The sequence below is a fragment of the Kordiimonas lacus genome (assembly GCF_001550055.1).
Taxonomy (GTDB): Bacteria; Pseudomonadota; Alphaproteobacteria; order Sphingomonadales; family Kordiimonadaceae; genus Kordiimonas; species Kordiimonas lacus.
The window spans coordinates 279834-305114 of the sequence record NZ_LRUA01000003.1 but is presented as its reverse complement, the minus strand read 5'-3'; the positions used below and the strand labels follow the sequence as shown (position 1 = coordinate 305114).

Here is a 25281-nt window from a genome sequence, read left to right as displayed (position 1 = left end):
AAGCTCATGAAAATACGTGCACAAATCGGCATGGTCCTCAATCTGGACAAATGCATTGGCTGCCACACCTGCTCGGTCACCTGTAAGAACGTGTGGACCAGCCGGGAAGGTGTGGAATATGCCTGGTTCAACAATGTTGAGACCAAGCCGGGCGTGGGCTACCCCCGTGAATGGGAAAACCAGGACCGCTGGAACGGCGGCTGGGAAAGGAAGACCAACGGCAAGATCCAGCCGAAGATCGGTGGCAAGTTCCGGGTGCTGGCGAACATTTTCGCCAACCCCGACCTGCCGGAGATCGACGACTATTACGAGCCGTTCACCTTCGACTATGCCCATCTGCAGAATGCGCCGGAATCCAAAACCGTGCCAACTGCGCGGGCGCATTCCGTGATCACCGGCCAGACGATGGAAAAGCCAGAATGGGGCCCCAACTGGGAAGAAATCCTGGGTGGCGAGTTCGAGAAGCGGTCGAAGGACTATAACTTCAAGGACGTCGAGAAGGACATTTACGGCCAGTTCGAAAATACCTTCATGATGTATCTGCCGCGGCTGTGCGAACACTGCCTGAACCCTACGTGCGCTGCATCCTGCCCATCAGGCGCGATCTACAAGCGTGAGGAAGACGGCATCGTTCTGATCGACCAGGACAAATGCCGTGGCTGGCGCATGTGCGTGTCTGGCTGCCCTTACAAGAAGATCTACTTCAACTGGCAGTCCGGCAAATCGGAAAAATGCACCTTCTGCTTCCCGCGCATCGAGAACGGCGAGCCGACAGTGTGTTCAGAAACCTGCGTGGGCCGCATCCGCTATCTGGGTGTGTTGCTCTATGACGCGGACCGGATTGAAGAAGCGGCCTCCACGCCGGATGAGGAGGACCTCTATGAGGCCCAGACCGACATCTTCCTGGACCCGCACGACCCGGCTGTGATCGAACAGGCGCGCAAGGACGGTATCCCGGACAGCTGGCTCGAGGCTGCCAAGAACTCGCCTGTCTATAAAATGGCGATGGACTGGAAAGTGGCCTTCCCGCTGCACCCTGAATACCGCACGCTGCCAATGGTCTGGTACATCCCACCACTGTCACCGATCCAAAGCGCGTATGCGGAAGGCAAGATTGCCGGCGACGACATCATGCCTGACGTGAAAAGCCTGCGGATTCCGGTGAAATACCTGGCCAATATGCTGACAGGCGGCAAGGAAGAGCCGGTTGTCCATGCGCTTGAGCGCATGATGGCCATGCGCAGCTACATGCGCTCCAAAACCGTGGGCGGCGAAGGCAATGTGGACGTGCTGGACCGCGTGGGTCTGGACGAACGCACCGTGGCCGACATGTACAAGATCATGGCGCTGGCGGACTATGACGACCGCTTCGTTATCCCGACCAACCACCGTGAATATGCCGGCAAAACGCCGTTCGATAATGAAATCGCGTTTGAAAGCCGGTCGGCTTGTGGCTTCAGCTTCGGCAACGGCTGCAGTGGCGGCAGTGCCCGCTCTGGCGGCATGTTTGGCGGCAAAACCCACAAAAACACCATGTCCGGCAACGTAAGGAGAGGCTGATGCGTACCTTCAAGATCATGGGCATGCTGCTTGCCTATCCAACAGAAGACCTGCAGCAACATATGGATGAGCTGAAGGCCGTTATCACGGAAGAGAAGCTCATCCCGCAGAAAATCATGAAGCCGCTTCTTGGCTTCATGGACGATCTGGCGCGTCGGAACCTGATGCGTGTGCAGGAAGACTATGTGGCCAACTTTGACCGGTCGCGCGCACATTCGCTTTACCTGTTTGAGCATGTGCACGGCGAAAGCCGTGACCGCGGCCAGGCCATGGTGGACCTGCTGGACCTTTATAAAAGCCATGGGTTCGAGCTCGCGGCCCGCGAGCTGCCGGATTACCTGCCGCTGTTCCTTGAGTTCCTGGCGATCCTGCCGTTTGAGCAGGCCAAGGAGCTTCTGGGTGAAACCGTCCATATCCTGGGGGCCGTGGGTGCCAAGCTGAAGGCCAAGAAACTGGGCTACCAGCATGTGTACCGCGCGCTGGAGGCACTCTCGGACGCCAAGGCTGACGAAAAGTTCGTCGAGCAGGCGCTCCTGGACGCCGAACAGGAAGACACGAGCCTGGAGGCGCTTGACAAGGAGTGGGAGGAAACTCCCGCCTTCGACGGCGACGCATCCTGCGCTGTGTGTCCATCCGCAACCCGCCATCAGGGCACGGCAGGCGCCGCGCCCACCGTTCAGTGATAGGAGGCAAGAATGTCAGCTTATCTCAATGACTTCTTCTTCGGGATCTACCCCTACCTTGCCATCGTCATCATGGTGATGGGCTCGATCCTTCGCTACGACCAGGACCCATACAGCTGGAAAGCGGGTTCAAGCCAGCTTCTGCGCTCGAAGGGCATGCGGGCGGGCAGCAACATGTTTCATGTGGGCATCATTCTGCTGTTCTTCGGCCACCTTGTAGGGCTGTTGACGCCTGAAAGCGTGTATCACCTGGTGATGACGGCTGCGGCCAAGCAGAAAATGGCAATGATCGCCGGTGGCATCTTCGGCACCATCTGCTTTATCGGCATGACCATCCTTCTGGTGCGGCGTCTGACAGACCCACGTATCCGGGCCACCAGCAAACCGGCGGATATCATGATCCTTCTGGTGCTGTATGTGCAGCTGATCCTCGGGCTTGCCACCATCCCGGCTTCTGCCCAGCATCCGGACGGCAGCTCCATGATTGCGCTGGCCAACTGGGCCCAGCATATCGTGACCTTCCGCGGCGGAGCTGCAGACTTCGTGCTGCATGAACCACTGGTGTTCAAGCTGCACATCGTTCTTGGGCTCACGATCTTCGTGCTGTTCCCTTTCACCCGGCTCGTGCATGTGCTGTCCGCGCCGATCAAATATATCTTCCGGTCTGGCTATCAGATCGTACGCAAGAGGGCCTGAACCATGCCTATCTTTGTGAACAAGACCGAAATCTCGGACGACGATGTGTTCAAGGAAATGCAGTTTCATCCTGCGCCAAACAGGGAGGCCGCCCGTGACGAGGCGGCCAAGGCCCTCCTTGTTCGTGAACTGTTGCGCCAGGAAGCCATTGAAAAAGGCTTCCTGGAGGAAGATGCGACCGAAGAGGCCTTCGATGCCGGGATCATGAAGCTGATCCAGGCCGAAGTAACGGCGCCAGAAGCCACGCCAGATGTGTGCCGCCATTATTACGACCAGAATATTGAGCGGTTCAGCGCGGGCGAGGGCGCCAAGATGCCTCTGCCCTTCGGCGAGGTTGAGGCCCGTATCCGCGACTATCTTCACACCAGGAGCATTCGCCATGGAATTCAGTCTTACATATTGGACCTCGCTGGAAGGGCAAAGATTGCGGGGTTTGATCTCGCGGCTGCGCTCTAGGCTTTCAGCATTCAGGCTTCACACCGCATAGCGGGAATACACAGGTGCATTGATGGACTCCTACGAAGAACTGCTCGAAGGCTATAAAATCTTCCGCGCCGAATATTTGGAAAAGAAATACGAGGCCTACCGCACGTGGGCCTCGAAAGGGCAGGCGCCCAAGGTTCTGATCATCGGCTGCAGCGACAGTCGGGTGAACCCCGCCATTCTGACCCACGCCGGCCTTGGCGAGATTTTCGTGGTCAATAATGTGGCCAATATCGTACCGCCATATGAAAAAGGCGAAAGCCACCACAAGTCCCTGGGTGCTGCTATTCAGTATGCGGTCAACCACATCAAGGTCGAACATATCATCGTGATGGGGCATTCGGGCTGTGGCGGCATCGCCGCCCTGATGGCCGAAAAACCGGAAGACCGGTTCGACACAGGCGAAGATGACTATATCGCAGACTGGGTAGGCATTCTGGCGCCCGCACGAGAGGCGGTTCTGGAAAATTGTGATCCGGAAGGCGACCATGAAGAATGCCTGCGGCTTGCGGAAATGGAGGGGGCGCTTGTCTCCATCCAGAACCTCGCCGGATACCCCTGGGTGCGCCAGGCGGTTCAGGACAAAACCCTCACGCTTCACGCCTGGTATTTCCATGTGGACAGTGGCGAGCTCCTCTCGTACCGACCGGAAGAAGGCCGCTTTCGCCGACTGTGTCGCTAGCGCAACACCAGGGTGCGACATTTTGTCAAATTCTCCAATTTTTTCATCTACTTGATCTGGATCAGGTAATGACATCACTGATGCAGCTAAAACACACTCATTGAAGGGTTTTTAAGGAGTCGAACCATGAAAAAGAGCCCCCTATTGATTGCTGTTAGCTCATTTGCAATTGCTGCATCCGGCGCCGCAGCCGCCGAAGACACCGGTAACTTCCTGCAGGATGGCGACGCGGGGCTCGATCTCCGCTACAGGCTTGAACTTGTGGATCAGGACGGTTTTTCCAAGAAGGCCACAGCATCGACGCTGCTGACCAAAATCTGGTACCGCACAGGTGATCTGCATGGTTTCAGTGCTTATATTGAAGGCACCAATACCACGCACGTTGGGCAGGACACTTTCAACGATACGGTGAACGGCAATATCACCCGCCCGGTGGTGGCTGACCCGGACACCACAGAGCTGAACCAAGCCTATATTCAGTATAAAAACGAATATGTGACCCTCAAGGGTGGTCGCCAGGGCATCAACCTCGGCAACCAGCGTTTTGTCGGCACTGTGGGCTTCCGCCAGAATGACCAGACATACGATGCGGTGGCCGCAATCGCGACGCCAGCGAAGGACCTGACGGCCGTTTATGGCTATGTCTGGAATGTGAACCGCATTTTTGGTGAGGACCACCCACTTGGTGACTTGGACACCAACACCCATGTGTTCAACCTGGGCTACAAAGGCTTCGAATTCGCCAACATCACGGCATACGCTTACCTGATCGACCTGAATGACGCGCCGGTTTTGGGGCTGTCCTCAAGCACATTCGGTGTGCGCCTTGACGGCAAGCAGACAGTGTCTGACGGCCTTAAGGTCGGGTATGAGCTCGAGTATGCGTCGCAGTCTGACTATAAAGACAATCCGAATGATTTTTCGGCTGATTATTGGCGCGGCAGCCTGTCTGCGACTGCGGGCAGCGTGACAGGCCAGGTGGGCTACGAGCTGCTGGGCAGCGACAATGGCGTGGCGTTCCAGACCCCGCTTGCAACGCTCCATGCCTTTAATGGCTGGGCCGATAAGTTCCTGGGCACACCTGCGAACGGCCTTGAGGACGTGTTTGTGTCTGTGGCCTATAAGGTGCCGGGTGATGGCGCCTTCGGAGGCACGCTTTTCAAGGCGGTGTATCACGACTTTTCAAGCGATACCGGCGGGATTTCCTACGGCAGTGAAATTGACTTCCTTGTATCCAAGAAGATCAACAAATATCTGACGGCCAGCGTGAAAGCGGCTTTCTATAACGCAGATTCCTTCTCGGCTGACACCGACAAGATCTGGTTCACGCTGCAGGCGAAATTCTAAGCCTGCAACTGCCGGCTCGGAAAATCAAAGTGCCGGGTGCGACAATAAGCGCCCGGCATTTTTTATAACTTTACGCTATGATATTGCAAATCAGTTGCAGGAGTTTATCCATGTCCGCAAAACGGTATCAAGGCCCCGCCTTTCTCAGTTTCGGTTTTCGTCCCTTCTTTCTGTTGGGCGGATTGGCCGCAGCCTTCCTGGTGCCCGCCTGGCTTTACCTTTTCACCCACGGGGGTGACCTGCCGGGCGGGATGGACCCAATGCGCTGGCATATCCATGAAATGCTGTTCGGCTATCTGGCGGCGGTGATCACTGGCTTTCTGCTGACGGCCATCCCCAACTGGACAGGGCGGCTGCCCATTTCCGGCATGCCGCTTCTGATGCTCACACTGGCGTGGATGCTGGGGCGGCTGGCCATGCTGGTGCCGGTACAGCCGGTAACAGCCGCCACGGTGGACAGCGTTTTCCTGCTCGCGGTGGCCGCGATTGTCAGCCGCGAGGTGATCGCGGGCAAGAACTGGCGCAACGCTCCGGTTTGCCTGATCATCAGCCTGCTGGCGGCCAGCAATATTGCCTTCCATATTGAAACGCTTGGGCTGTTTTCCGGCGACTATGCCGTGCGGGCCGCCCTTGCGCTGATTGTGCTTCTGAATGCGCTGATTGGTGGCCGCATTGTGCCCAGCTTCACGACAAACTGGCTGATCAAGTCGGGCAAGGCCACGCGTCCCATTCCATTTGGCCAGTTTGACAAGATTCTCCTGCTGGCCACCGCCGCGGCGCTTGCCTTGTGGGTTGTAGGGCCGCAAAGCATGGTGGCGGGTGGCCTTCTTGTGCTGGTGGGCGCTGGCCATCTGGTGCGGCTTGCGCGCTGGAAGGGCTGGGCCACGATCACTAGCGCCATTGTGCTGGTGCTCCATGCAGCCTACCTGTGGATACCAATCGGGCTGGCGCTTCTCGGGCTGGACGTGCTTCTGCCGTATGCCGGCATCACCCCCAGCGCTGGTATTCACGCCCTGACAGCGGGCCTGATGGGGCTGATGCCGCTTGCTGTCATGTCCCGCGCCACGCTGGGGCACACAGGCCGCGAACTTGCGGCGGGGGGCTTCGGCGCAGCCATGTATCTGGCCATCTTTCTTTCAGCGGCCCTGCGGGTGTCTGCACCCCTGGCGCCCGATGCCTATAGCATGCTGCTGTCGGTCTCCGGCCTTTTGTGGGCCGCGGGTTTCCTGATGTTCGTGCTGCGGTATGGCATGATGTTGGTCAGGCCGCGGAAGCAGGCGGCCTGATTTCCCTTGCGGGCGGGGCGGGCTAAGCCACGAAACTGAGGCCCGCTTCGCCGTGGAAGAAACCGTTCGAAAGCGGCACGTCCGGCAGTAGATGTTGAAGCTTTTGGGCGGCCTCTTGCCCGCTTGTTTTGCCCCCTGCGCAGTCACGGAACAGGGCAGCTACCTGCACCATATCGGTGGTATGGGGTGTCAGCCGGAAATTTTTGATGCCCATTGCCTTCAGGGTCTCAAGCTCGTGCGTCAGGCACAGGTAGGCGTGCGACAGGGTCTGCAGGCCGTTTATGGCCAGGAACGGTTGGTCGTCCAGCGTTTCAACCGCCAGGCCGTCGGGGTCTTTGTCGCAGACATATTGGCAGCCGCTTTTGGCCAGGCCATGATGCCGGGCGTGGAAACAGCGGGCCGAAATCGCCAGTGGCGCGCGGCCAAACACCTGCACCTCCAGCTCAGCTTCGGCCGCTTTGGCCAGGGCCTCTAGGCTGGCTTTCGGCAGTTCCGGGTTCAACGAAATCCGCTTGGCGCCTTCCTTTTCAAAATATTTGAGCGTGCCCTCGTTATAGACATTGACCGAAGGCCCCAGCGCGTGCGGCGTGCCCGCCAGCGCTGCGCAGGCAGACAGGTCGTTGGCCTCGATCATGTTGGTGCCAGCGAAGGCCATGATGTCATCCAGGGCGGCCTGATCTTTCGTGTCCATCACCAGTTGCAGACTTGAAAGGATCACCCGCTTGCCGCCGCGCTCCAGCCGGTCGATGATATCGCCATAGTGCGGCAGGTGAAACGGGCGGCGCTTGGCACACACGGCTTCTCCGAAATAGACGATATCCAGGTCTGCTTCGTCGGCGACGCGGAAATAGAAGTCGCGCATGTCGTCGGCTGTCCAGTTGAACAGCAGGGGGCCCATTGACAAGGTTGGGGCGGTTGTTGTCTGTGTCATAGCCATTTCTTCCCATATGCGCCTGTGGTGTTGCGGTTACCTTCCGTCAGATGGCTGACACCAGCCGCTGTGCCGGGCGTGCCGTCAATCGCGGCCCGGAAGGCAGTAACCACATCGCGAACGTATGCCTTGCTGCGCTGTCTGCCTTCGATCTTCAATGCGGTCACGCCCGCGGCCTCCAGGTCCGGCAGGATCGGGGTGATATCAAGGCTCGTCGGTTCCTCGAACAGGTAGCGCGCGTCATCGCCGGTCTTGAAGCGGCCCTTGCACAAGGTGGGGTAACCGGCGTTTTCATCATCCGCGAAGCGGTTGATGGTGAAGCCGCCCAGCTTGCTCGTCAGCCCTTCTTCTGTTCGCTCATAGGCCACATGGCTGGCTGGCGAGCAGACACCGTTCTGGTTCGGTGACTTGCCGGTGATATAGGACGAAAGCGTGCAGCGGCCCTCGGCCATCGGGCACATGCCGCCAAAGGCAAACACTTCCGTCTCCACATTGATGTCCGCGTTCAGTCGTCCGATCTCAGGCACGGTCAGGACACGCGGCAGCACCACGCGTTTGATGTCGAACCGGTCCTGGTAATAATTGATCGCAGTGGGGTTGGATGCCGACGCCTGCACGGACAGATGCAGCCTGAGGTCTGGGAAATTGGCGCAGGCATAGTCCAGGAGGCCGATGTCAGCCAGGATCAGCGCGTCCACCCCAAGCTCGGACGCGGACCGGATCGCGGCATGCCACGGCGCCGGGTCGCCCGCGCGGGCATAGGTGTTCACCGCCAGGAATATCTGCGACCCACGCGCATGGGCATAGGCAAGGGCCTCTCCAAGTTCATCGCGCGAGAAATTCAGCCCCGGGAAATTGCGGGCGTTGGTTTCATCCCGGAAGCCCATATAGACCGCGTCGGCCCCCGCATCCACGGCTACCCGAAGCGCGGCGGGTGTGCCGGCGGGGCATATCAGTTCAAGTTTTGTCATGAGGGGTGTCCGGATTGCCAGTTTTGGTCTCTATGGTGGGGCCCTTCGAGTGCCCTTTTTGCGTGCGATAGGGCAGTGCCAAGGGGGCCTGCCGCCGCCAGAATTTCGCGCTGCAGGCTGAAATCCGCGCTGTCCAGCGCGTTCCTCAGGGTCAGCAGGGCTTCTGTGTCGCCGCTGATCGTCAGGTCACGGGTGAAGAAAAGGGCATCACCGTCCATTTCCCCCTCAATCAGCGCAACAAGCAGGGGCAGAGCCCCTTCAATGCCAACATCGCTGGGGGTGGCCTGTCGAACGATTTTCACCGCCACTGCATGGTGGTGCACCGATAGCAGAAGGGTCACCCCAAGGTCGGTGATCTTGATCAAGAATTTCTTGCCTGCTATCGGCCGCAGGCGGTCGAGAATAGCCCCATGCCTGCGTGACATGCGCTTGGCCAGCACAGACAAGGCCAGGTTGGCTGGGGCGAGAGGCAGGAGACGGATCGATCTTGCAGCAATCGGTGCTGCCTTCCGGTAGAGATCTATATGCATGTCTGATTCCACTGTTGTGTTGCATGCACATTAGAGGGCTGAGCCACGAGGGACTTGATGCAAATCAAACTGACCTGAATTGAACCGATTTGGGCAGGCACGAAATGCGGAAGGGCTCGGGCATTTGTCCGTTCCCAAAATCTTGGCCAGTATTTGATGGGGGCAGGAGAGGCACAGTACCAGGCCTCTTCAGGGGAGAACCACCGGGCGCACCCGGTGGTTCCTGTTTCCTTGAGCGGTTGCTCCGCTTTGCGGCCTGCGCTTTAGTCGAGCGGTGGAAGCATATCCGCACCGCGAACCCACGGTGCACCAGCGTCCAGCATGGCCTTCTCAAATGCCGGGATTGTGGTCTCGGTCAGCGCGATAAGGCGCTGGCGGACACCCGCGAAAGCATCCAGGGCGTAGCCGAGCTGTTCATGGCTTTGAGGCGTTGGGCCATAATAGCTGCCTGCGCTTCCTTTGGCGAAAGACACCCGGCTGCTGATTGTCGCCGGTTCCGCACCCTTCTGGTCATCGGCCTTCTTGCCATTGATGGCTTCATCAAGGCTGAAGAGCTCAGCACGGATCGCGGCAAACTGCGCCTCAAGCGCGGCCCTGTCGGCTGTGCGGTCAAGCGCTGTGCGGTAGCCTTCAAGTTGCTTCTGCAGGTCGGCAATTGTCAGGCTTGCAGCGTCAATCGCCGCGTCAATCCGCACTATTTTCTCCTGGAAGGCTTGCACCTCGGCTGGCGTGGACTTTTCAAGGGTTGGCTCGATATAGTCGACCACTTCGAAGGAGACCGGCGACGTCAGCTCGCGGATCACACCGCCCTGGCGGACATTGAGCGTGGCCGTATAAGTGCCCGGTAGCGCCCGTACCCCACGGGCAGGCCCCATCCAGGATGGGCGCGGCTCGTTGGTGATGGCTTCCTTGAGCGCGTGGTGGAAGTCCCAGGTTACGCGTTGGATGCCTTTCTTGTTAGCGGCGGGCACGTGGCGAACCACGGCGCCAGCAGCATCCTTGACGGTCACGAAGACTGCAGGCTCGTCCTCGCGCAGTTCCGCCTCCAGCACGTCCCAAGCCGGGTAGACAACATCCTTGCCATCCTTCGCCAGCTTCTTGTCTGCCTCGACGCGTTTGTCTTTGGCGGTCTTGAAGCTGTCCTTCAGATAGTAGGTGAAGGTTGCACCATAAGGCGGGTTTTCGGCCACCCACTGGTCGTCACCCTGGCTGTCGCTGTGCAGTTCGTCTTCGAGGTACATCAGGTTCTGGGCTTTGGCGAAAAGAAGGGCTTCCTCTTCCAGCGTGTCGGCGTTCAGGCTGCGGAGCGGTGAATAGTCATCCAGGATGAAGATGCCGCGACCGAAGCTGCCAGCCACCAGGTCATTTTCCAGTCGCTGGATGCGGACATCGCGGAAGGAAATGGTAGGAACGCCGCCTGTCAGCTCAACCCAGTTTTCGCCGCCCGTGACGGTGAAATACAGGCCGAACTCGGTACCAAGGAACATCAGGTCCTTGTTCACGTGATCCTGGGTGATACGCCACACAAGAGTTTTCTCTGGCAGCCCACCAGTGATCATCTTCCAGGATTTGCCACGGTTGGTGCTCTTGATCAGATACGGCTTATAGTCGCCTTCCTTGTGGTTATCGAGGGCAGCATACACCGTGTCGGCATCGAAGCGATCAGCCCGGATGTCATTGACATAGGCATTGTCTGGCACGCCCTTGATCTTGCCGATCTCATAGCGGGTCCAGGTCTCGCCGCCGTCAGACGTCACCTGAATAAGGCCATCGTCGGTGCCGACATACAGGATATTCTCGTCGATCGGGCTTTCCGCCACGTTCGCGATTGTGTGGAAATCGGACATGGCATAAAGGTCCCAGCCTGCTTCAGGCCCCCAGGTGCGGCCCATCATAGGCATACGCAAGCGGTTGCCGTTGCGGGTCAGGTCTGGGGAAATGGCTGTCCAGGTGTCGCCCCGGTCGTCAGACCGCCACAGGCGCTGTGAGGCGTGATAAAGCCGCTTTGGGTCGTGGTGGGAAACATTGATCGGCGCGTCCCAGTTGAAGCGTTCAGCGGGTTCGCCGGGCTTCGGCTGAGGCTGGATAAAGACTGTCTCGCGCAGCTTGCGGTCATATCGGTTCAGGCTGCCCTTCTGCCACTGGGCATAGACAATGTCCGGGTTGCCAGGCTCTGTTGCCGGCTGGTGGCCGTCCGCACCCAGAATGATATACCAATCGGAATTCTTGATGCCGTCCGCGCGCTTGGTGCGGCTTGGGCCACCCTGCGTGGAGTTGTCCTGCGTGCCGCCATAAACGTTGTAGAATGGGAAATCGTCGTCAGCCGCGATCTTGTAGAATTGCGTGACCGGAATGCTCTGGTTGAAGCGCCAGGTTTTCATGTCGTCGCGGCTTTCATAAAGACCGCCGTCAGAGCCAACCAGAATGAAGTCCGGATCATCAGGGTGGAACGCGAACGCGTGGTCATCCACATGGCGGTTCTTCAGATTCATGGTTTCCCATGTTTTGCCGCCATCCTTGGTAACCTTGCTGGCATTATTTGAAAAATAGACCATGTCGAACGTATGCGGGTCTGTGAAGATCTCCTGGTAATAGTGATTGCCGGTACCCCCCGCCGCTACATCGGACATCTTCACCCAGCTTGCGCCCCGGTCGGAGGAGCGCCAGAAACCACCTTTGCGCTCATCAAGTTCGATCGAGGCATAGACGACATCAGGATTGATGGGGGAAACAGCAATGCTGGATTTACCCATGGATCCCTTCGGCAGGCCTTCGGTCATCTGACGCCAGGTTTCCCCGCCGTCATCGGACGTATAGAGACCGGAACCCGGGCCGGAATCGATGAGATTAGCGATCGTCCGTTGGCGCTGCCATTTGGCGGCATAAAGCTTGTTCGGGTTCCTTGGGTCGATCGCGACGGAGCCAACGCCCGTCCATTCGTCGCCTTCCAGAACGTTGCGCCAGGTCTGGCCGCCGTCGGTGGTCTTGAAGAGGCCGCGTTCACCGCCGCCCGACCAAAGCGGGCCCTGGGCGGATACCCAGACGGTATTGGAATCGGTTGGATGAACAATGATGTCGCCGATGTGCTCAGACTTTTTCAGCCCCATGTTTTTCCAGGTCTTGCCACCGTCCAGGGACTTGTAGACACCGTCACCAAAGGCGATATGACGACCGCCGTTGTTTTCACCCGTGCCCACCCAGATGACATTCGGGTTGCTTGGGTCGATGGTCACGTCACCAATGGAATAGACCGCCTCATCGTCGAAAATCGGCGACCAGGTCGTGCCCGCATTTTCTGTTTTCCAAACACCGCCGGAGCCAATGCCGACATACCAGGTAGCTGGATCGGTCTGATCGACTGCAATGTCAGCAACCCGCCCCGACATATAAGCCGGACCAATGTTTCTGACCTTGAGGCCATCAAACGTTTTCGCCGACATCAATTTCTCATCGTCCGCACTCAGTGCCGGCGTTGTGGCCAGCATAATGGCAAGTGCTATATTCACACCGAGCTTCATAGGTGTCCCTCCTTTTTCCTCAGTTTTCCACGTCAGGCCGGGAAGTCGTTTCCCATCCTGGTTGAATTGCAGTTTCCCCTATCGTGACCCCCTTATGTGTCACGTGCCGGACATTTGTTGGCCTCAGTCACTTTTCAAACGGATACCCAATTTGAACGTGCGCCCGGCATCCGGCAGGCCGAGCTGAGGTAGTATGGTCGTGTCGGTAATATTGTTTACGGCGCCATAGATTTGCCAGACGCCGTAGTCTGTCTGTTTTACAGGCATGTAGAATTTAACATTGAATTCTGTCGACGTACCAAGCCGTGCCAGGGTGCCATCCTCATTTTCATCAAAGGCCTGGCCCAGATGGTTCATTTCTGCGCGCAGACTGCTGCCGCCCGGCGTCTCATAGTTTGCTGCCAGCAGCAGCTGGGACTGGGGCCGTTGATAAAGCGTAGGGCGGTTGCCTTCTGCGTCGCGGTCAGCTTTCAGGTCCTGCCAGAAGGCGTTGGCCTCAAGCGTGACGGCGCTGGATGCCTGCCAGACGATTCCGGCCTCAATGCCAACCCCCCTGGACCCATCAAGATTGAACCGTTGCCGGCGCGCTATGCCGTCCACGGTCACATTTCGCTGTGACAGCGTGTCACCAATCCGGGTAAACCATGGCGTGACTGTAAGTTCAAACGGCTGGTCGGTCGGCATCCACGCGAACGTTATATCACCCACCAGGGCTGTTTCCGGCTTCAGGCCTGGGTTCAGGAGGAAGCGGCCCAGCGCGTTGCCGTACAGTTCGCGCATGGTTGGGAAACGCGTGCGTTGGCCAATCGTTGCCGTTACCGTGAGGTCAGGCGTGGCCTGCCATTCAGTCGCCCCGGCTGCGGCCCACTTGGAGATTGCGTCCTGCATCGGGCGCCCACCGGTCAGCGGTGTGGTGGCCCGGTCATATGCAACCGAAAAGGAGCTTTTCACCCTATCGCTGATGGGAATATCTACTTCACCGCCGATACTGAAAAGCCGTTGGCGAAAGCGGTCTGGATCACCGCTGCTGTTGGCCAGCAGGTCTGTCTCGGTTTGCGTGTGCGTGCTTTCCTGCAGGGAGGTAACAAGCCGCGTGGTCAGATGCCGCCAGTCATGGGACAGGACCAGTCGTCCGCCATAGGTGCGGTCCCGGTCGTCCTGCCTCTCTTCAGCCACGCTATAAGATACATCACCATAGGATACGATTTGCTGGCTGAACCGTTGGTGCCAGCTGTTGATGCGCAGGTCGGTCGCCTCACTGATGGATATGTCGCCCGCAAGGCTGATCTGGGTCATGTGCCAATCGGGATAGCGCCAGAAGCGGGGATTACCTTCCGCCGGGTCGATGTGGGCCGCGGCGGCAATACCTTTTTTTGCGTCGATATCCATGGCGCTGATGCGCACGGAGCCCCAATCCCGTTCAAGGGCGGCGGCCCCAAAAAAACTTGTGCTTTCGAGGTCGGTGTTGGTCCGGCCATCACCTGCCAGCGGGTCGAAGGGAATGGGGTCACGGCTCGCGACTGTGACGGCATCCCTTTTGAAATGGTTGCCACCCAGTTGCAGGCTTGCCCCATCAAGGGGCACAAAAACTTCCCCTTCAACTAGACGGGAGCCATGCGAGCCCATCTCAGATCTGGCATTCAGCTTGAAGGCGTCCGCCTTCTCATAGGTGGAGATATCAACCACACCAAGAACCGCGTTGGCGCCATACTCAATGGGTGCGGCGCTTTTTAGGATGTTCACCTTCCTGATGAAGCTTGCCGGAAACAGGGACAGGTCGGCACGGCCGTCCCAGGGCACGCTGATCGGTGCCCCGTCGATGAATATCTGCGACTGGCGTTCTTCGGAACCGCGCAGCCGAAGCACGGCTTCCCCGCGCGAATTGGTGCGGATACCCACGCCCAGAACGGCACGGAACACCTCGGTAAAATCGGTCGGCTGGCGGCGCTCGATCGCTTGCTCATCAAGCGTGTGGGCTGGCTGAAGCGCCCGTTCCTCGCTCCTGGCTACCGTGACACTGATTTCCTCGACACGGTCCCACGCGCCGTCCGTTGTCTCGGCAATGCCTGCGTTGGCGCCGGCAAGCATGCCGCCCACTATGCCGCTCACGCGCACGGCAAGGCCTATGGCGCAGTGCCCACGGTTGACTGTATCGACCGTCTTGTCCTTTTGTGGTGCCATAAAAGGCCTGTCGCTCTTTAAATAAATTTCCTGCTGCTGGGCGATGAGACTCAGCATTTAAAGACTGGCCATGTCAGCAAAAATATAACTTATGTCTATGACAGTGCGACCAAAGGAGGAAATATGGCGATGACCTGAATGGTCCTCCGAGATCCTTCAGGTGGGTTTTCCAGACAAGACAGCGAATTCATGAGGTCTTTCCGGGCTCTCCTGGATGACGTGCCTTAAGCCTGCGTCGCCTTGGATTTGCCCAGTGCCTGCGGCTCGCCAGAAACGGATAGAAAAGAACCTTTCCTATTCATACTTCAGTTAGGCTGTCGCCAGGAAGTAGAGGACATAGAGTGCGAATAGGGCAAGAATCAGCCGGATTGCCCATTTTCGTTTGCGGCGACTATCCAGGACGATTTCTGCCTGTCTGGCTTCGTCTGCGTCAAGTTTTGGCGGATCGGTCTTCTTGTTGCTGTCATGCTGCTGTGAGCGATCGTTCATTTTAGTACTCCTTAAAGGAAAAAAGAGCCGGCACAGCGAAGGGGAGGATATCTCCGCTGTACCGGGCATGCGGGGCCAGATGGCCCCTTGGTTCTGGTTATTATTTACCGGTTGTTTTGGTCTTGTCCTGGGACAAGGTGATAACCGATGTGGCCTCTACTTCCGCTTCATCGAAGAAGGCCTTGTCGAGCGGGCCGCTGACATAAACGCGGTCACCGACATCGACCTGCTGGAAGCCGGTGTCATCCAGCGGGTTGTAGGCCAGATGTGCCGTTTCAACCATGATCTGGTGGAGGCCCGTATCCAGCTTGAATTCAGTGCCTTTCACCTTTTCCACAGTCCCTGTCAGGCCAAACCAAGTGCCTTCGGGGGCGTCTTTCGGGTCATAGAAGCCATAGTTCCAGTAGGCACTGTCTTCCTCGTCTGTGTCGCTGGCGTAATAGTATGTGGCACGGTCAACGACATAGACGCTGCTGGCTTCAATGGTTTTGGTCTCGTAGAGGTCCTTGTCGATTTCGCCTCGGACTGTCACCGTTTCACCTGGATTGATCCTGGCCGCTTCGTTGTGCCAGTCCCAGTCGTCCATTTCTACAGTGATCAGGCCGTCGCCGAAGTCCAGCATAAACGAGTCACCCACCTGGGAAACCACATTACCGGACAGCACGATGCTTGCCTGGTCAGGTTTTTCGTAAGGATCAACGGCGCCAGGCATTGCGCCGTGGTCATCAGCGAAGACAAGTGCACCCGACGCTGTTGCGCCCAGGCAGGCAGCGATAGCGGTTGTTGCAAGAAACCTTCTGTAGAAAATCATAGGTATTCTCCTCTTGGTTAAAAGGTGAATCCGCTACTCTCAACAGTCGCAGGAAGGAACGTGAAACAGGGGGGAGGGTTCCGATATTTTTCCGGGAGTCAGGATATCTCCTCACACACTTCGTCGGTTTCTTTTATTCGGGCATAACGGTCTTCAAGGGTCAGGAGGGAAGCCTCCTGCATTGCCGACGAGATCGCGGCTGTTGCGTCCGATACCAGGGTGGGCCTGTAGCCCAGGTCGCTGGCACTGCGGACAGCACTGCTGACACATTCATTGGTGTATACGCCTGCCACATAGAGGTTGGTGATGCCCAGGTTGCCGAGCAGATAATGAAGGTTGGTTGAGGTGAAGATGCCGCTTGCGGTTTTGCTCAGAACCAACTCGTCGTCGATGGGTGCGACCTGAGGCAGGAATTGGGCGAGTTTGGAATGGGGTGGGGCATGCAGGCCCAACCGGACGTGCTCCGGGCTGCGGTCGCGGCCATCCTGTGTCAGGGAACAGATGCGGCAGTGAATGACTTCAAGCTGCTTGTTGCGAAATGCACTCTGCAGCCTGACCACATTCGGCAGCACCAACTTCAGAACCCGGTCCAGATAATATTGGATGTCTTCTTCCTTCCAGCCGGTCTTTCTGTGGTTTTCAAATATGCCGTAGCCTTCCGTCGTTCCAAGATACTGGAGGTCAATGCACAGCAGTGCCGGGACGGTCGGTCGCTCATCAGTGCCCTTTTCGGTTATGTCCGGCTTCGTCATTGAGTTGATCCTCCGCGTTGGTTCCGGGAGTGCCCGGAAGGCCACCAACTGTTTCTTCAATAACGTCGCGTGCGTGCGGGGGTTCCTTCCCCGCGCGGACGGCGGTAAATGAAATTGCGGTGGGAACCCATCAGGAACAGGGGCGTTGGTGCATATATGAAGACACCCTAGCCGGAAGACCAAAGTCATGATTGCTGAAGATGTAATGCGCCCTGCGCCGGAAGTTGTCCATGTAGGACATACCCTCAAAGAAGCCCTCAGGCGGCTCAAGAACAGCAAGGAAGACTGCTTGATTGTGGTGGACGGTGATGAGGTGGTTGGCCACCTGACACGGCGCGCGGCAGCCCTGATGGACAGTCAATCACCGGGGATCGGTACCGAGTTTGTCGGCAATGTCATGGACGCCGTTATGCGCAAATGTCGCCCGGACGACGAGCTTGATGACCTGATACATATTTTCCGCAGAAGCGATGCCAATATTCTGGCGGTGGTTGACCGGCGCGCCCAACTGATCGGATGGGTTGCGCGGGAAGACGTCATGTCCCGCAAGGGCAATGTGAACAGCCCCATGTCGCGCCCTGAAGTACGTCCTCTAGCGGGTGAAAAGCCTGACCGATTGACGGTCTATTCGGAAAAACCCCATGTGAGCGACTGAATTCTGGCCATCACGCCCGAAGCCTTGGGGTGGCCCCTGAAACCACCAATAAGCTTTGCACCCTCACGCCGCCTATCCTAAAGTGCGATAGGGTACACAATCAGCGGGAGAACTTACGTGTCGGAAAAGAGGGCGGAGCGCTTGCAGGTGATGCTCACGCAGGAAGAAGTTTCTGCGGTGGACGAGTGGCGCTTCGAAAACCGCATGCCCTCCCGCTCGGCGGCGGCACGAGCGCTTATGAACCTTGGGCTCAACAGCGTCAAACAGGGCGCCGGCACCGAAGAGTTACTAAACAATCCCGTAGCCTCTGGCGACATCGGGATCGTGGATCTCGACCCCGTTGTTGAAGATGCGCTAACGTCGGCTGGCCCCCCGGCCATTCTATTGGTCGATGCGGATATCCTGGTTGCCCGGGGGATCGGAAGCCTGCTGGGCCAAAGCGGCTATAATACCATTGGCCCTGCGGCAACGGCTGACGAAGCCCTGGCGCTTGCGCGTGAGAATACGCTCGGGGGCGCAGTGCTGGAAACCCACCTCGGCAGCGACAAGATAGAAAAGCTGGCGGACGAACTGACACGCCAACAGGTGCCATTTCTGTTCTGCAGCGCACACGACCCACGTACCCATCTGGCGGAACGCTTCTGGAGCGTGCCGGTGGTGGCGAAAAGCCGGGCGATGACGGACCTGATGCCGGCCCTTGCCAAACTTGTTTCCCTGCCAGGCGGGAACCCTTAAGCCCTTTCCGCGTTGTTTGAATGGGCGCCCCGGCCATGATTTCCTGCGGGCGTCACGATGAAGCAACGCAAAGGGATTTCATGATTGACGACGGTATTCTGAAACGGCTTGACCGTGTCCAGGGCATGGGCAGATCAGACGATGATCTGCTTGATTCCATCAAGGCCAGTGATGCCCTGATAGAGCGCAGGCTGACGCTGCGCCTTGACAGTGGAAAGCGTGTTCAGGTCATCTGCTGGCGATGCCAGCATTCCCACCTTCTGGGGCCCTGCAAGGGTGGCCTGCGGTTTCACCCGGACGTCAGCGAAGAGGAAGTCCGGTCACTGGCGTTTAAAATGACGCTCAAGACAGCCCTTCTTGGATTGCCGCTTGGCGGCGCCAAGGGCGGTGTGCCGATCGACGGCAGTGCGCTTTCGGTTCATGAGCGCGAGCGGCTGTGCCGTGCCTGGACCCGGGCCTTCATCAGCGATATCGGCCCCAACAAGGATATCCCAGCGCCCGACGTGGGCTGCGGGCCTGAGGAAATGGCCTGGATACGGGATGAATATGAACAGCTTATGGGCAAGTCAGTGCCGCATGTCGTTACCGGAAAACCAAGCGCGCTTGGCGGATTGAACCTGCGTGACGGTGCAACGGCGCGTGGCGGCAAACGGGTGCTGGATAAACTGCGGGACAAGCTGGGCCTGACCCAGGAGGAACCCACTGTTATCGTTCAGGGCTTTGGTAAAGTCGGCGGGCAGATCGCCAGCCTTTTGGCAAAAGACGGTTACAGGATCATCGGGGTCTCTGACTCAAGTGGGTCTCTGCGCAAATCCGAAGGCTTCGATGTAGATGACCTTCTGGCCGTCAAGGAACAAGGCAAGTCATTCAGCGGGTTGGATAACGAGCTGGAGGCAGAAGGCGGTGAACCAGACGCGATCCTGACAGATGAGTGTGACCTGCTTGTCCCTGCTGCGTTGGGCGGGCAAATCCACCAGGATAATGCCGATGACATCAAGGCTTCGGTGATCCTGGAACTGGCCAACGACGCAGTCAGCGCCGATGCCGATGAGGTTTTGGCCAAACGTGATATCCGGTTGGTGCCGGACATTCTGGCAAATGCCGGCGGCGTGCTGGCGTCATACCACGAATGGCTGGCCGGTAAGGCGGGCCATGAAGTCGTGGTGGAAACTGCCGAAAAAAGCCTCGATGACATCATTGATCGTGCGGCCGACAGGGCCTGGCATATGCACAAAAGGGCCGAGGTCAGCCTGCAGACAGCCTGTTATGCGCTGGCGGTTGAACACCTTCAGCAGGTCGCCCGCTGTCGTGGTCTTGCCTGACTTTTCAGGATTCTGGGGAACCCCTTTGGGCTGCCGTCGTTTGTACTGGTGAACACATCAGACGGGACGCAAACGAAAGGAGTGACGGCATGAGTAATACTGCTCAGGTTTTTGCCACAAAAGCGCACGATGAGAAGATCGATACCGGCATCAGGGAGCGGGACACCAGCAAACTTGCCCAGTATCTGTCGAACGCGCTTGCTGACAGCTACATCCTGTATCTGCAAACACAAGGTGTGCACTGGAATGTTGTCGGTCCGGCCTTTTATGGCCTCCATAAACTGACAGAAACGCAATATGAGGATCTCGCCGAAGCCATCGACAGTATTGCTGAACGAATTCGCGCCCTTGGCCATCCTGCGCCTGCCAGTTTTTCAGAGTTCGAAGAAAACTCCATCCTGACAAGCGAACCGGGTGTTGCGACAACGGAAGAATTTCTGCGGAAGTTGGTTGACGGCAATACCAGCATCGCGGACAGGATGCGCAAGTCTGTAGCCGCCGCAGAGGAAATAGACGATGTCTACACAGCCGATCTTCTGACGGCCCGTATTGGCGCACACGAAGAAGCAGCCTGGATGTACCGCTCGCTGCTGGCGCAGTAGCGGCGGAGATGCCGCAGGTTAGCGACAGAAAGGATAATTCTCATGTTGAAATATGATCAATCCGTTGAGCTTGAAGCCCTGAAGCGCGACCCCTACGCGTATTTCAAGTCGCCGAAAGATGTGACAGAAAACGACACCCTCAAGGTGTCGGAAAAGTTCGCTATTCTGGACGCCATGGAGCATGAGGTTATGGAGCTGCAGAAAGCGTCTGAAGAGAATATGGGGGGTGGCGAGCGCCTGTCGCTGAAGGATGTACTGGATGCGCGGCGGTCCCTGAAGGACGCCGACTAGGCAGCCGAAAAAATCAGATAGCTAAAAAGCGCCCTCCTGGGGCGCTTTTTTTATGCCGTCAGCGCGGCTTTGTGTCGGGGGCGTTATTATTCAGCCTTGGTATTCAGCGCGAGGCTGTTTCGTGTTCCAGGCCGGCTATTGGGGCTCTTCCGGTTCGCTTGGTGGTGGGCGACGGATGGCATAGTTTCCGGCGACAACGGCCAGGAAAACGGCAGCTACAACAATCAGCAAGGTTGCCCAGCTACTGATCTCACTACCTGCGGCAGTTTGGGCAACCGCCCAGGTGCCCATGAAGAAAACAAGGGATGCCGCCAGACTGCATGTCATGATGAAAATCAGGTAAGCAGCGATCGGCCGCGCATCCTTGTGTTTGAAACGTTGTGCATGGGGCCAGGCAAGTATCAGGAACAAAGCCCAGCCGAGCCAAATCCATTCATGGGTCATTATGCATTTCTCCCTTTCCTGAAGGAGCTTCGCCCTTCTGTCAGTTGACAGCCAAGGCGCGGCGTGCCCGGCACAGCCGACTTTTGACCGTGCCAACGGCGACATTCATTTTCTTCGCAATTTCCTGGTGGTCCAGGCCATCGAAAACACTAAGCTTGATGACCTTCTGTTGGTCTTTTTTCAGGTCCTGCAGGCGGTCAGCCACCTCGCTCATCTCGATATGTTTTTCCTGTGTGGGTGCACACTGGGTTTCCTGGTACCAATCCTCATACGCGACTTTCGGGCCCTGGCGTGCGGCTTTCCGCTGGCGGTCGATATGGATGTTCTTCAAGATGGTAAACAACCAGCCGCGCAGGTTTGTGCCAGCCTTGAACTGGTGCGCCCGTGTCAGGGCGCGGACGATTGCCGCCTGGGCCAGGTCTTCGGCATCACTGCGATCACGTGTCAGAGACTGGGCGTAGCGGCGCAGGTGTGGAAACTCAGTTTCAAGGGCCGCTTTCAGATCAGTCTTTGTCGTATTCATGCTTGCCTCCCGGTTCATTGAACTCCCGGGCAGGATAAAACATCGGGCTGCCGCTGGGGCGCCGATAGTGCGCAATATTGTGACTATCTGGGCCTGAACTGTCTGGCTTTTAGGGGGTTGAGCATTATGAGTAACTTACTCATTTCCCCAAGGCTTGGCCTCTAGGCTGCCTCCACCAGCAGCCGGTTGGGGTCCTCCAGAAGGCCCTTCAAGGTGGTCATGAAACGCGCAGCATCTGCGCCGTCCTGCGCCCGGTGGTCGAACGCGAAAACAAGCGGCAGCATAAGCCTTGCCTTGATGTCTGGCTCGTCCAGGATGCCCATTACAACAGGCTCAAGGGCAGCGCGCGCCATGCCCAGGATGGCCACCTGGGGGTGGTTGATAATCGGGGTGAAGCCGGTACCGCCCAGCGATCCCACATTGGTCAGCGTGATTGTGCCGCCTTCAAGATCTTCTTTCTCAGGCGGGCCGGAGTGCAGCTTTTCCGCCATGGCGGCCATCTCTGTGGCGATGCCATGGATCGATTTGGTCTCAACGGATCGCAGTACGGGTGTCAGCAACCCGCGGTCGGTATCAAGCGCGAAGGCTACATTGACATCGTCGCTGATGATCAGTTCGCTCTTGTCCATGTCCAGCCGGGCATTGAATTCCGGGTGCTGCTTCAGGGCAATCGTCATGGCCTTGATGACAAAGGCTGTCAGTGTCAGGTCATCAATGTCGTTTTCCTCATCGTCCGTCAGCTTCTGGCGCGCTTTTTCAAGTTCGGTGATATCAGCGCGATCCTGATGAGTCACATGCGGGATATCGGCCCAGGCGCGCGCCATATGATTGGCGGTAGCCTTCCGGATGCCGGACATCTTCTTGCGGGTTTCCCGGCCCCGACCCGTATCGCCTGCGTTGTCGGTGTCTCGTCCATCAGACTTGGCCGCCTTTTCGACATCCTGCTTGGTGACATGGCCTTTGCTGCCCGTGGGTTTCACGGAAGCCAGGTCAATGCCGTGTTTATCTGCGGCGGCACGGGCGGCCGGCGCGGCCTTGATACCTGCGTCCTCTCGATCATCCGCCTGGCCTTCATCGGGCTCTGAGCCTTCAAATTCCTTCGCCTCTTCACGTTCGTCTTTGGTGTCTTCTTCGTCTTCGTCATCAGAAGCCGTGTCGTCGCCCTCGGTGTCGCGGGCGCTCTTCTCGTCATCGTCTTTATCGTCGTTGCCACCGCCTGTATCCTTGGCGCTGCTATCTTCAGCGTCCTCGGGTTCGTCTGCCTCATCGTCAGAGGCTTCGCTGTCGCTGCTTTTGGCAGAGGCGCTTTTGTCATCTTCCGTTTTGCCATCGGACGCTTCCTCGTCCGAGGGTTCAGATGAAGCGTCCTCGTCATCACCGCTGTCGCTGTCATCACTGCCATCGTCAAACACCATCAATTCGGCGCCAACCTCGACGGTGTCCCCTTTGCTGACGCTCAGGCGCTTGACGGTGCCGCTGACAGGCGCGGGCAGTTCGATGGCGGCCTTGTCTGACTCCACGGCCATCACTGGGTCGCCTTCATTCACATGGTCTCCCTCGGACACCATGATTTCATCGATGATCACCTCGTGAATGCCTTCACCGGGGTCTTGCAGGGTAAAGCTGTAGGCCATCAGGGGGGCTCCTAAAATTCCAGAGTGTAGCGGGCAGTGTCGGTAATGCGGTCAACGCTTGGGAGATAACTTTGTTCGCGCGCAAAGAAGGGCATGTGGATGTCATAGCCAGCCACGCGCCCAACTGGCGCTTCCAGCTTGACGAAGGCGTCCTCAGCCACGCGCGCGGCGATTTCAGCGGCCGGGCCGTAGCTTTGCGGCGCTTCTGTTACCACCACCACGCGGCCGGTCTGTGATGCGGATTTCACCACTGTTGCGGCGTCCAGCGGCGCAAGGGTCAGCAGGTCGATCACATCGCACGATATGCCGTCCTCTTCCTGCAAACGGTCAGCGGCCTCAAGCGTTCGGTGCAGCATGGCGCCGTAGGACACAAACGTCAGTTCGTCGCCTTCACGGACATGTGCCGCCTTATCAAGGGGAAGCGGGTCCAAATCTTCTGGGACTTCCTCTTTGACAGACCGGTACACTGCTTTTGGTTCCAGAAAGATTACTGGGTCCGGATCCCGGATGGCAGCCTTCAGAAGCTGGCAGGCGTTCTTGGGGCCGGACGGTATGACCGTGCGCAAGCCAGGCGTATGGGTATAGATGACCTCGCGGCTTTCACTGTGGTGCTCCAGCGCGCGAACGCCGCCACCATAAGGCATGCGGACAACCAGCGGCACATGATAGCGGCCGCGGCTACGCCAACGCATGCGGGCAGCGTGGCTTTCGATCTGGTGATAGGCGAAATAGCTGAAACCGGAAAACTGCATTTCCGCAATGGGCCTCAATCCGGCCATCGCCATGCCGATCGCGGTACCAACAATGCCGGATTCTGCAAGCGGGGTATCAATGATCCGCTCTTCGCCGAATGTCTCGATCAGTCCTTTGCTGACGCGGAAGATGCCGCCGTCCACGCCCACGTCCTCACCCAGCAGGATGGCATTGTCGTCGCGCTTCATTTCTTCATGCAGGGCCAGATTGAGCGCATCCACCATGGTTCTTTTATCACTCATCTGCGTCTCTCCCGGACTGAAGGTCCTGTTCGAAGCGCGCGCGCTGTTCCTTGATCAGGTGCGTAGGCTCGTCGAACATGTGGTCGAAGATCACCGTTGGGTCGTCGAGGCCCTCGATGGTCTTCTGGGTTTTCTTCCAGGCCTCCTCAATTTGTTTTTTGACTGTGTCGCGAAGCTCTTCCTCCTGATCGTCGGACCATATGTCCTTGCCGGTCAGATAGTCGCGCATGCGCTTGATCGGGTCGCGTTCTTCCCAGGCTTCAACGTCTTCGTCATCGCGGTAAACGGTTGGGTCGTCCGCGGTGGTGTGCACTTCCATCCGGTAGGTGACGCACTCGATCAGCGTTGGTTTATGTTCGTTGCGGGCGCGTTCCACGGCGTCGCGGGTGGCTGCGTGCACTGCCAGCACGTCATTACCGTCCACCTGAATACCCTGGATGCCGTATGCATGGGCTTTCTGCGCGATACTGTGGGAGGCTGTCTGTTTTTTCCGCGGTACGGAAATGGCCCATTGGTTGTTCTGGCACACAAACACCACAGGCACTTCCATCACGCCTGCAAAGTTCAGGGCCTCGTGAAAGTCCCCTTCAGAGGTGGCGCCGTCACCAAAATAGACCATCGCCACATTATCGGTTTTCCTGAATTTTTCGGCGTAGGCAAGGCCTACAGCGTGCGGCAGCTGGCTGGCCACGGGCACCGCCACAGGCAGGTCTTTCTTGCCGTCGGGGATTGCAAGGCCTTCGTTATAGCCGGCAATGAAAAGGAACAGGCCATCCATGGGGGTGCCGCGCCACAGGGCTGCGGCATTCTCCCGAAATGAGGGGACCATCCAGTCATCTTCCTCAAGCGCCGAGATGGAGCCCACCTGGGCTGCTTCTTGCCCGCGCACAGGTGCGAAGGTGCCCAGCTTGCCCTGGCGTTGCAGGTTCAAAAGCCGTTCGTCGAAAAGCCGTGCCTCAAGCATTGTCCTGTACATGCGGTGCAGGGTGTCTTCGCTGAGGTCAGGCTCCAGTGTCTCGTCCAGCGCGCCGTCCTGGTTCAGAACCGACAGGACGGGAACCGGATCATTCGGTTTCATGCCGATTTGTGGCAAATCAAACTCCTATTCCTCGTGTCCAGGTAAGAAACGACGTGGCAACGGCAGCGTTCCCAAAAAGCTG

At 58.0% G+C, this 25281-nt stretch carries 25 protein-coding genes; 12 read left to right on the top strand and 13 right to left on the bottom strand.

The genetic code is table 11. The annotated features are described in order from the left end of the window. Positions 1 to 6: 6 nt before the first annotated feature. From narH to KORLAC_RS04800, 7 genes are all read left to right on the top strand, one after another. Positions 7 to 1560 (top strand): nitrate reductase subunit beta, encoded by a 1554-nt coding sequence (gene narH, locus KORLAC_RS04830; protein ID WP_068303878.1) that lies wholly within the window; start codon positions 7 to 9, stop codon positions 1558 to 1560. Next, a complete protein-coding gene (narJ, locus tag KORLAC_RS04825) occupies positions 1560 to 2243 on the top strand; it encodes a nitrate reductase molybdenum cofactor assembly chaperone (protein ID WP_068303876.1) in 684 nt (227 codons plus the stop codon). Before narH ends, narJ begins: the two co-directional genes overlap by 1 nt. A 12-nt stretch (positions 2244 to 2255) precedes the next feature. Next, positions 2256 to 2939, top strand: a complete 684-nt coding sequence (narI, locus tag KORLAC_RS04820) for a respiratory nitrate reductase subunit gamma (RefSeq protein ID WP_068303874.1) — start codon at positions 2256 to 2258, stop codon at positions 2937 to 2939. Between the two features lie 3 nt (positions 2940 to 2942). Further along, positions 2943 to 3395, top strand: a complete 453-nt coding sequence (locus KORLAC_RS04815) for a hypothetical protein (RefSeq protein ID WP_068303872.1) — start codon at positions 2943 to 2945, stop codon at positions 3393 to 3395. A 52-nt stretch (positions 3396 to 3447) separates the two neighbouring features. After that, the gene (locus tag KORLAC_RS04810; protein WP_068303869.1) at positions 3448 to 4104 is read left to right on the top strand and encodes a carbonic anhydrase; all 657 of its coding nucleotides are present in this window, start codon (positions 3448 to 3450) and stop codon (positions 4102 to 4104) included. A gap of 126 nt (positions 4105 to 4230) precedes the next feature. Next, a complete protein-coding gene (locus KORLAC_RS04805; protein ID WP_068303867.1) occupies positions 4231 to 5451 on the top strand; it encodes an alginate export family protein in 1221 nt (406 codons plus the stop codon). 110 nt (positions 5452 to 5561) lie between these two features. After that, positions 5562 to 6737 carry an NnrS family protein gene (locus tag KORLAC_RS04800; RefSeq protein ID WP_068303864.1) on the top strand — a complete coding sequence of 392 codons (1176 nt, stop codon included), beginning with the start codon at positions 5562 to 5564 and terminating at the stop codon, positions 6735 to 6737. A 22-nt stretch (positions 6738 to 6759) separates the two neighbouring features. On the opposite strand, the gene ubiV is transcribed toward KORLAC_RS04800, so the two are convergent. The 8 genes from ubiV to KORLAC_RS04760 all read right to left on the bottom strand — a co-directional run bounded on the left by ubiV (position 6760) and on the right by KORLAC_RS04760 (position 16920). Beyond that, entirely contained in the window at positions 6760 to 7668 is a 909-nt protein-coding gene (gene ubiV / locus KORLAC_RS04795; RefSeq protein ID WP_068303862.1) for a ubiquinone anaerobic biosynthesis protein UbiV, read from the bottom strand. Beyond that, on the bottom strand, positions 7665 to 8639 hold the full coding sequence (ubiU, locus tag KORLAC_RS04790; protein WP_068303859.1) for a ubiquinone anaerobic biosynthesis protein UbiU: 975 nt from the start codon (positions 8637 to 8639) through the stop codon (positions 7665 to 7667). Before ubiU ends, ubiV begins: the two co-directional genes overlap by 4 nt. Then, entirely contained in the window at positions 8636 to 9169 is a 534-nt protein-coding gene (gene ubiT / locus KORLAC_RS04785) for a ubiquinone anaerobic biosynthesis accessory factor UbiT (protein WP_068303857.1), read from the bottom strand. The genes ubiU and ubiT overlap by 4 nt, the downstream gene beginning before the upstream one ends. A 263-nt stretch (positions 9170 to 9432) precedes the next feature. Then, the gene (locus KORLAC_RS04780) at positions 9433 to 12687 is read right to left on the bottom strand and encodes a VPS10 domain-containing protein (RefSeq protein ID WP_068303855.1); all 3255 of its coding nucleotides are present in this window, start codon (positions 12685 to 12687) and stop codon (positions 9433 to 9435) included. A gap of 123 nt (positions 12688 to 12810) precedes the next feature. Continuing rightward, positions 12811 to 14868: a TonB-dependent receptor plug domain-containing protein gene (locus KORLAC_RS04775; RefSeq protein WP_068303853.1), complete on the bottom strand. Its 2058-nt coding sequence runs from the start codon at positions 14866 to 14868 to the stop codon at positions 12811 to 12813. 309 nt (positions 14869 to 15177) lie between these two features. Beyond that, positions 15178 to 15357 (bottom strand): hypothetical protein, encoded by a 180-nt coding sequence (locus KORLAC_RS04770; protein WP_068303850.1) that lies wholly within the window; start codon positions 15355 to 15357, stop codon positions 15178 to 15180. A 100-nt stretch (positions 15358 to 15457) separates the two neighbouring features. Then, positions 15458 to 16168, bottom strand: a complete 711-nt coding sequence (locus KORLAC_RS04765; protein WP_068303848.1) for a NirD/YgiW/YdeI family stress tolerance protein — start codon at positions 16166 to 16168, stop codon at positions 15458 to 15460. 98 nt (positions 16169 to 16266) lie between these two features. Next, on the bottom strand, positions 16267 to 16920 hold the full coding sequence (locus KORLAC_RS04760) for a cysteine hydrolase family protein (RefSeq protein ID WP_139167569.1): 654 nt from the start codon (positions 16918 to 16920) through the stop codon (positions 16267 to 16269). Between the two features lie 187 nt (positions 16921 to 17107). On the opposite strand from KORLAC_RS04760, the gene KORLAC_RS04755 reads away from it, so the two are divergent. The 5 genes from KORLAC_RS04755 (at position 17108) to KORLAC_RS04735 (ending at position 20525) form a co-directional block, all read left to right on the top strand. Next, entirely contained in the window at positions 17108 to 17575 is a 468-nt protein-coding gene (locus KORLAC_RS04755; protein WP_068303844.1) for a CBS domain-containing protein, read from the top strand. A gap of 117 nt (positions 17576 to 17692) precedes the next feature. Then, positions 17693 to 18310 (top strand): response regulator, encoded by a 618-nt coding sequence (locus tag KORLAC_RS18955; RefSeq protein ID WP_068303842.1) that lies wholly within the window; start codon positions 17693 to 17695, stop codon positions 18308 to 18310. 80 nt (positions 18311 to 18390) lie between these two features. After that, a complete protein-coding gene (locus tag KORLAC_RS04745; protein ID WP_074519412.1) occupies positions 18391 to 19632 on the top strand; it encodes a Glu/Leu/Phe/Val family dehydrogenase in 1242 nt (413 codons plus the stop codon). An 89-nt stretch (positions 19633 to 19721) separates the two neighbouring features. Then, the gene (locus KORLAC_RS04740; RefSeq protein WP_068303838.1) at positions 19722 to 20234 is read left to right on the top strand and encodes a Dps family protein; all 513 of its coding nucleotides are present in this window, start codon (positions 19722 to 19724) and stop codon (positions 20232 to 20234) included. Positions 20235 to 20276: 42 nt separating this feature from the next. Continuing rightward, a complete protein-coding gene (locus KORLAC_RS04735; RefSeq protein ID WP_068303836.1) occupies positions 20277 to 20525 on the top strand; it encodes a hypothetical protein in 249 nt (82 codons plus the stop codon). 135 nt (positions 20526 to 20660) lie between these two features. On the opposite strand, the gene KORLAC_RS04730 is transcribed toward KORLAC_RS04735, so the two are convergent. The 5 genes from KORLAC_RS04730 to pdhA all read right to left on the bottom strand — a co-directional run bounded on the left by KORLAC_RS04730 (position 20661) and on the right by pdhA (position 25205). Next, positions 20661 to 20969: a hypothetical protein gene (locus KORLAC_RS04730; RefSeq protein WP_068303834.1), complete on the bottom strand. Its 309-nt coding sequence runs from the start codon at positions 20967 to 20969 to the stop codon at positions 20661 to 20663. A 40-nt stretch (positions 20970 to 21009) separates the two neighbouring features. Continuing rightward, entirely contained in the window at positions 21010 to 21492 is a 483-nt protein-coding gene (locus tag KORLAC_RS04725) for a sigma-70 family RNA polymerase sigma factor (protein WP_068304648.1), read from the bottom strand. Positions 21493 to 21653: 161 nt separating this feature from the next. Continuing rightward, entirely contained in the window at positions 21654 to 23126 is a 1473-nt protein-coding gene (locus KORLAC_RS04720) for a dihydrolipoamide acetyltransferase family protein (protein ID WP_068303832.1), read from the bottom strand. 11 nt (positions 23127 to 23137) lie between these two features. Next, a complete protein-coding gene (locus tag KORLAC_RS04715) occupies positions 23138 to 24121 on the bottom strand; it encodes an alpha-ketoacid dehydrogenase subunit beta (protein WP_068303830.1) in 984 nt (327 codons plus the stop codon). Continuing rightward, the gene (gene pdhA / locus KORLAC_RS04710; RefSeq protein WP_420913269.1) at positions 24114 to 25205 is read right to left on the bottom strand and encodes a pyruvate dehydrogenase (acetyl-transferring) E1 component subunit alpha; all 1092 of its coding nucleotides are present in this window, start codon (positions 25203 to 25205) and stop codon (positions 24114 to 24116) included. The genes KORLAC_RS04715 and pdhA overlap by 8 nt, the downstream gene beginning before the upstream one ends. Between the last annotated feature and the right edge of the window lie 76 nt (positions 25206 to 25281).

Bases quoted from the DNA above. Each gene is read 5' to 3' on its own strand.
- KORLAC_RS04765 (WP_068303848.1), bottom strand. From the start codon at position 16,168: ATGATTTTCTACAGAAGGTTTCTTGCAACAACCGCTATCGCTGCCTGC.
- ubiU (WP_068303859.1), bottom strand. From the start codon at position 8,639: ATGACAAAACTTGAACTGATATGCCCCGCCGGCACACCCGCCGCGCTT.
- KORLAC_RS04715 (WP_068303830.1), bottom strand. From the start codon at position 24,121: ATGAGTGATAAAAGAACCATGGTGGATGCGCTCAATCTGGCCCTGCAT.
- KORLAC_RS04815 (WP_068303872.1), top strand. From the start codon at position 2,943: ATGCCTATCTTTGTGAACAAGACCGAAATCTCGGACGACGATGTGTTC.
- narI (WP_068303874.1), top strand. From the start codon at position 2,256: ATGTCAGCTTATCTCAATGACTTCTTCTTCGGGATCTACCCCTACCTT.
- KORLAC_RS04735 (WP_068303836.1), top strand. From the start codon at position 20,277: ATGTTGAAATATGATCAATCCGTTGAGCTTGAAGCCCTGAAGCGCGAC.
- narJ (WP_068303876.1), top strand. From the start codon at position 1,560: ATGCGTACCTTCAAGATCATGGGCATGCTGCTTGCCTATCCAACAGAA.
- ubiT (WP_068303857.1), bottom strand. From the start codon at position 9,169: ATGCATATAGATCTCTACCGGAAGGCAGCACCGATTGCTGCAAGATCG.
- KORLAC_RS04810 (WP_068303869.1), top strand. From the start codon at position 3,448: ATGGACTCCTACGAAGAACTGCTCGAAGGCTATAAAATCTTCCGCGCC.
- KORLAC_RS04745 (WP_074519412.1), top strand. From the start codon at position 18,391: ATGATTGACGACGGTATTCTGAAACGGCTTGACCGTGTCCAGGGCATG.
- KORLAC_RS04755 (WP_068303844.1), top strand. From the start codon at position 17,108: ATGATTGCTGAAGATGTAATGCGCCCTGCGCCGGAAGTTGTCCATGTA.
- KORLAC_RS04760 (WP_139167569.1), bottom strand. From the start codon at position 16,920: ATGACGAAGCCGGACATAACCGAAAAGGGCACTGATGAGCGACCGACC.
- KORLAC_RS04775 (WP_068303853.1), bottom strand. From the start codon at position 14,868: ATGGCACCACAAAAGGACAAGACGGTCGATACAGTCAACCGTGGGCAC.
- narH (WP_068303878.1), top strand. From the start codon at position 7: ATGAAAATACGTGCACAAATCGGCATGGTCCTCAATCTGGACAAATGC.
- ubiV (WP_068303862.1), bottom strand. From the start codon at position 7,668: ATGACACAGACAACAACCGCCCCAACCTTGTCAATGGGCCCCCTGCTG.
- KORLAC_RS04805 (WP_068303867.1), top strand. From the start codon at position 4,231: ATGAAAAAGAGCCCCCTATTGATTGCTGTTAGCTCATTTGCAATTGCT.
- KORLAC_RS04770 (WP_068303850.1), bottom strand. From the start codon at position 15,357: ATGAACGATCGCTCACAGCAGCATGACAGCAACAAGAAGACCGATCCG.
- KORLAC_RS04740 (WP_068303838.1), top strand. From the start codon at position 19,722: ATGAGTAATACTGCTCAGGTTTTTGCCACAAAAGCGCACGATGAGAAG.
- KORLAC_RS04720 (WP_068303832.1), bottom strand. From the start codon at position 23,126: ATGGCCTACAGCTTTACCCTGCAAGACCCCGGTGAAGGCATTCACGAG.
- KORLAC_RS04780 (WP_068303855.1), bottom strand. From the start codon at position 12,687: ATGAAGCTCGGTGTGAATATAGCACTTGCCATTATGCTGGCCACAACG.
- KORLAC_RS04730 (WP_068303834.1), bottom strand. From the start codon at position 20,969: ATGACCCATGAATGGATTTGGCTCGGCTGGGCTTTGTTCCTGATACTT.
- KORLAC_RS04725 (WP_068304648.1), bottom strand. From the start codon at position 21,492: ATGAATACGACAAAGACTGATCTGAAAGCGGCCCTTGAAACTGAGTTT.
- KORLAC_RS04800 (WP_068303864.1), top strand. From the start codon at position 5,562: ATGTCCGCAAAACGGTATCAAGGCCCCGCCTTTCTCAGTTTCGGTTTT.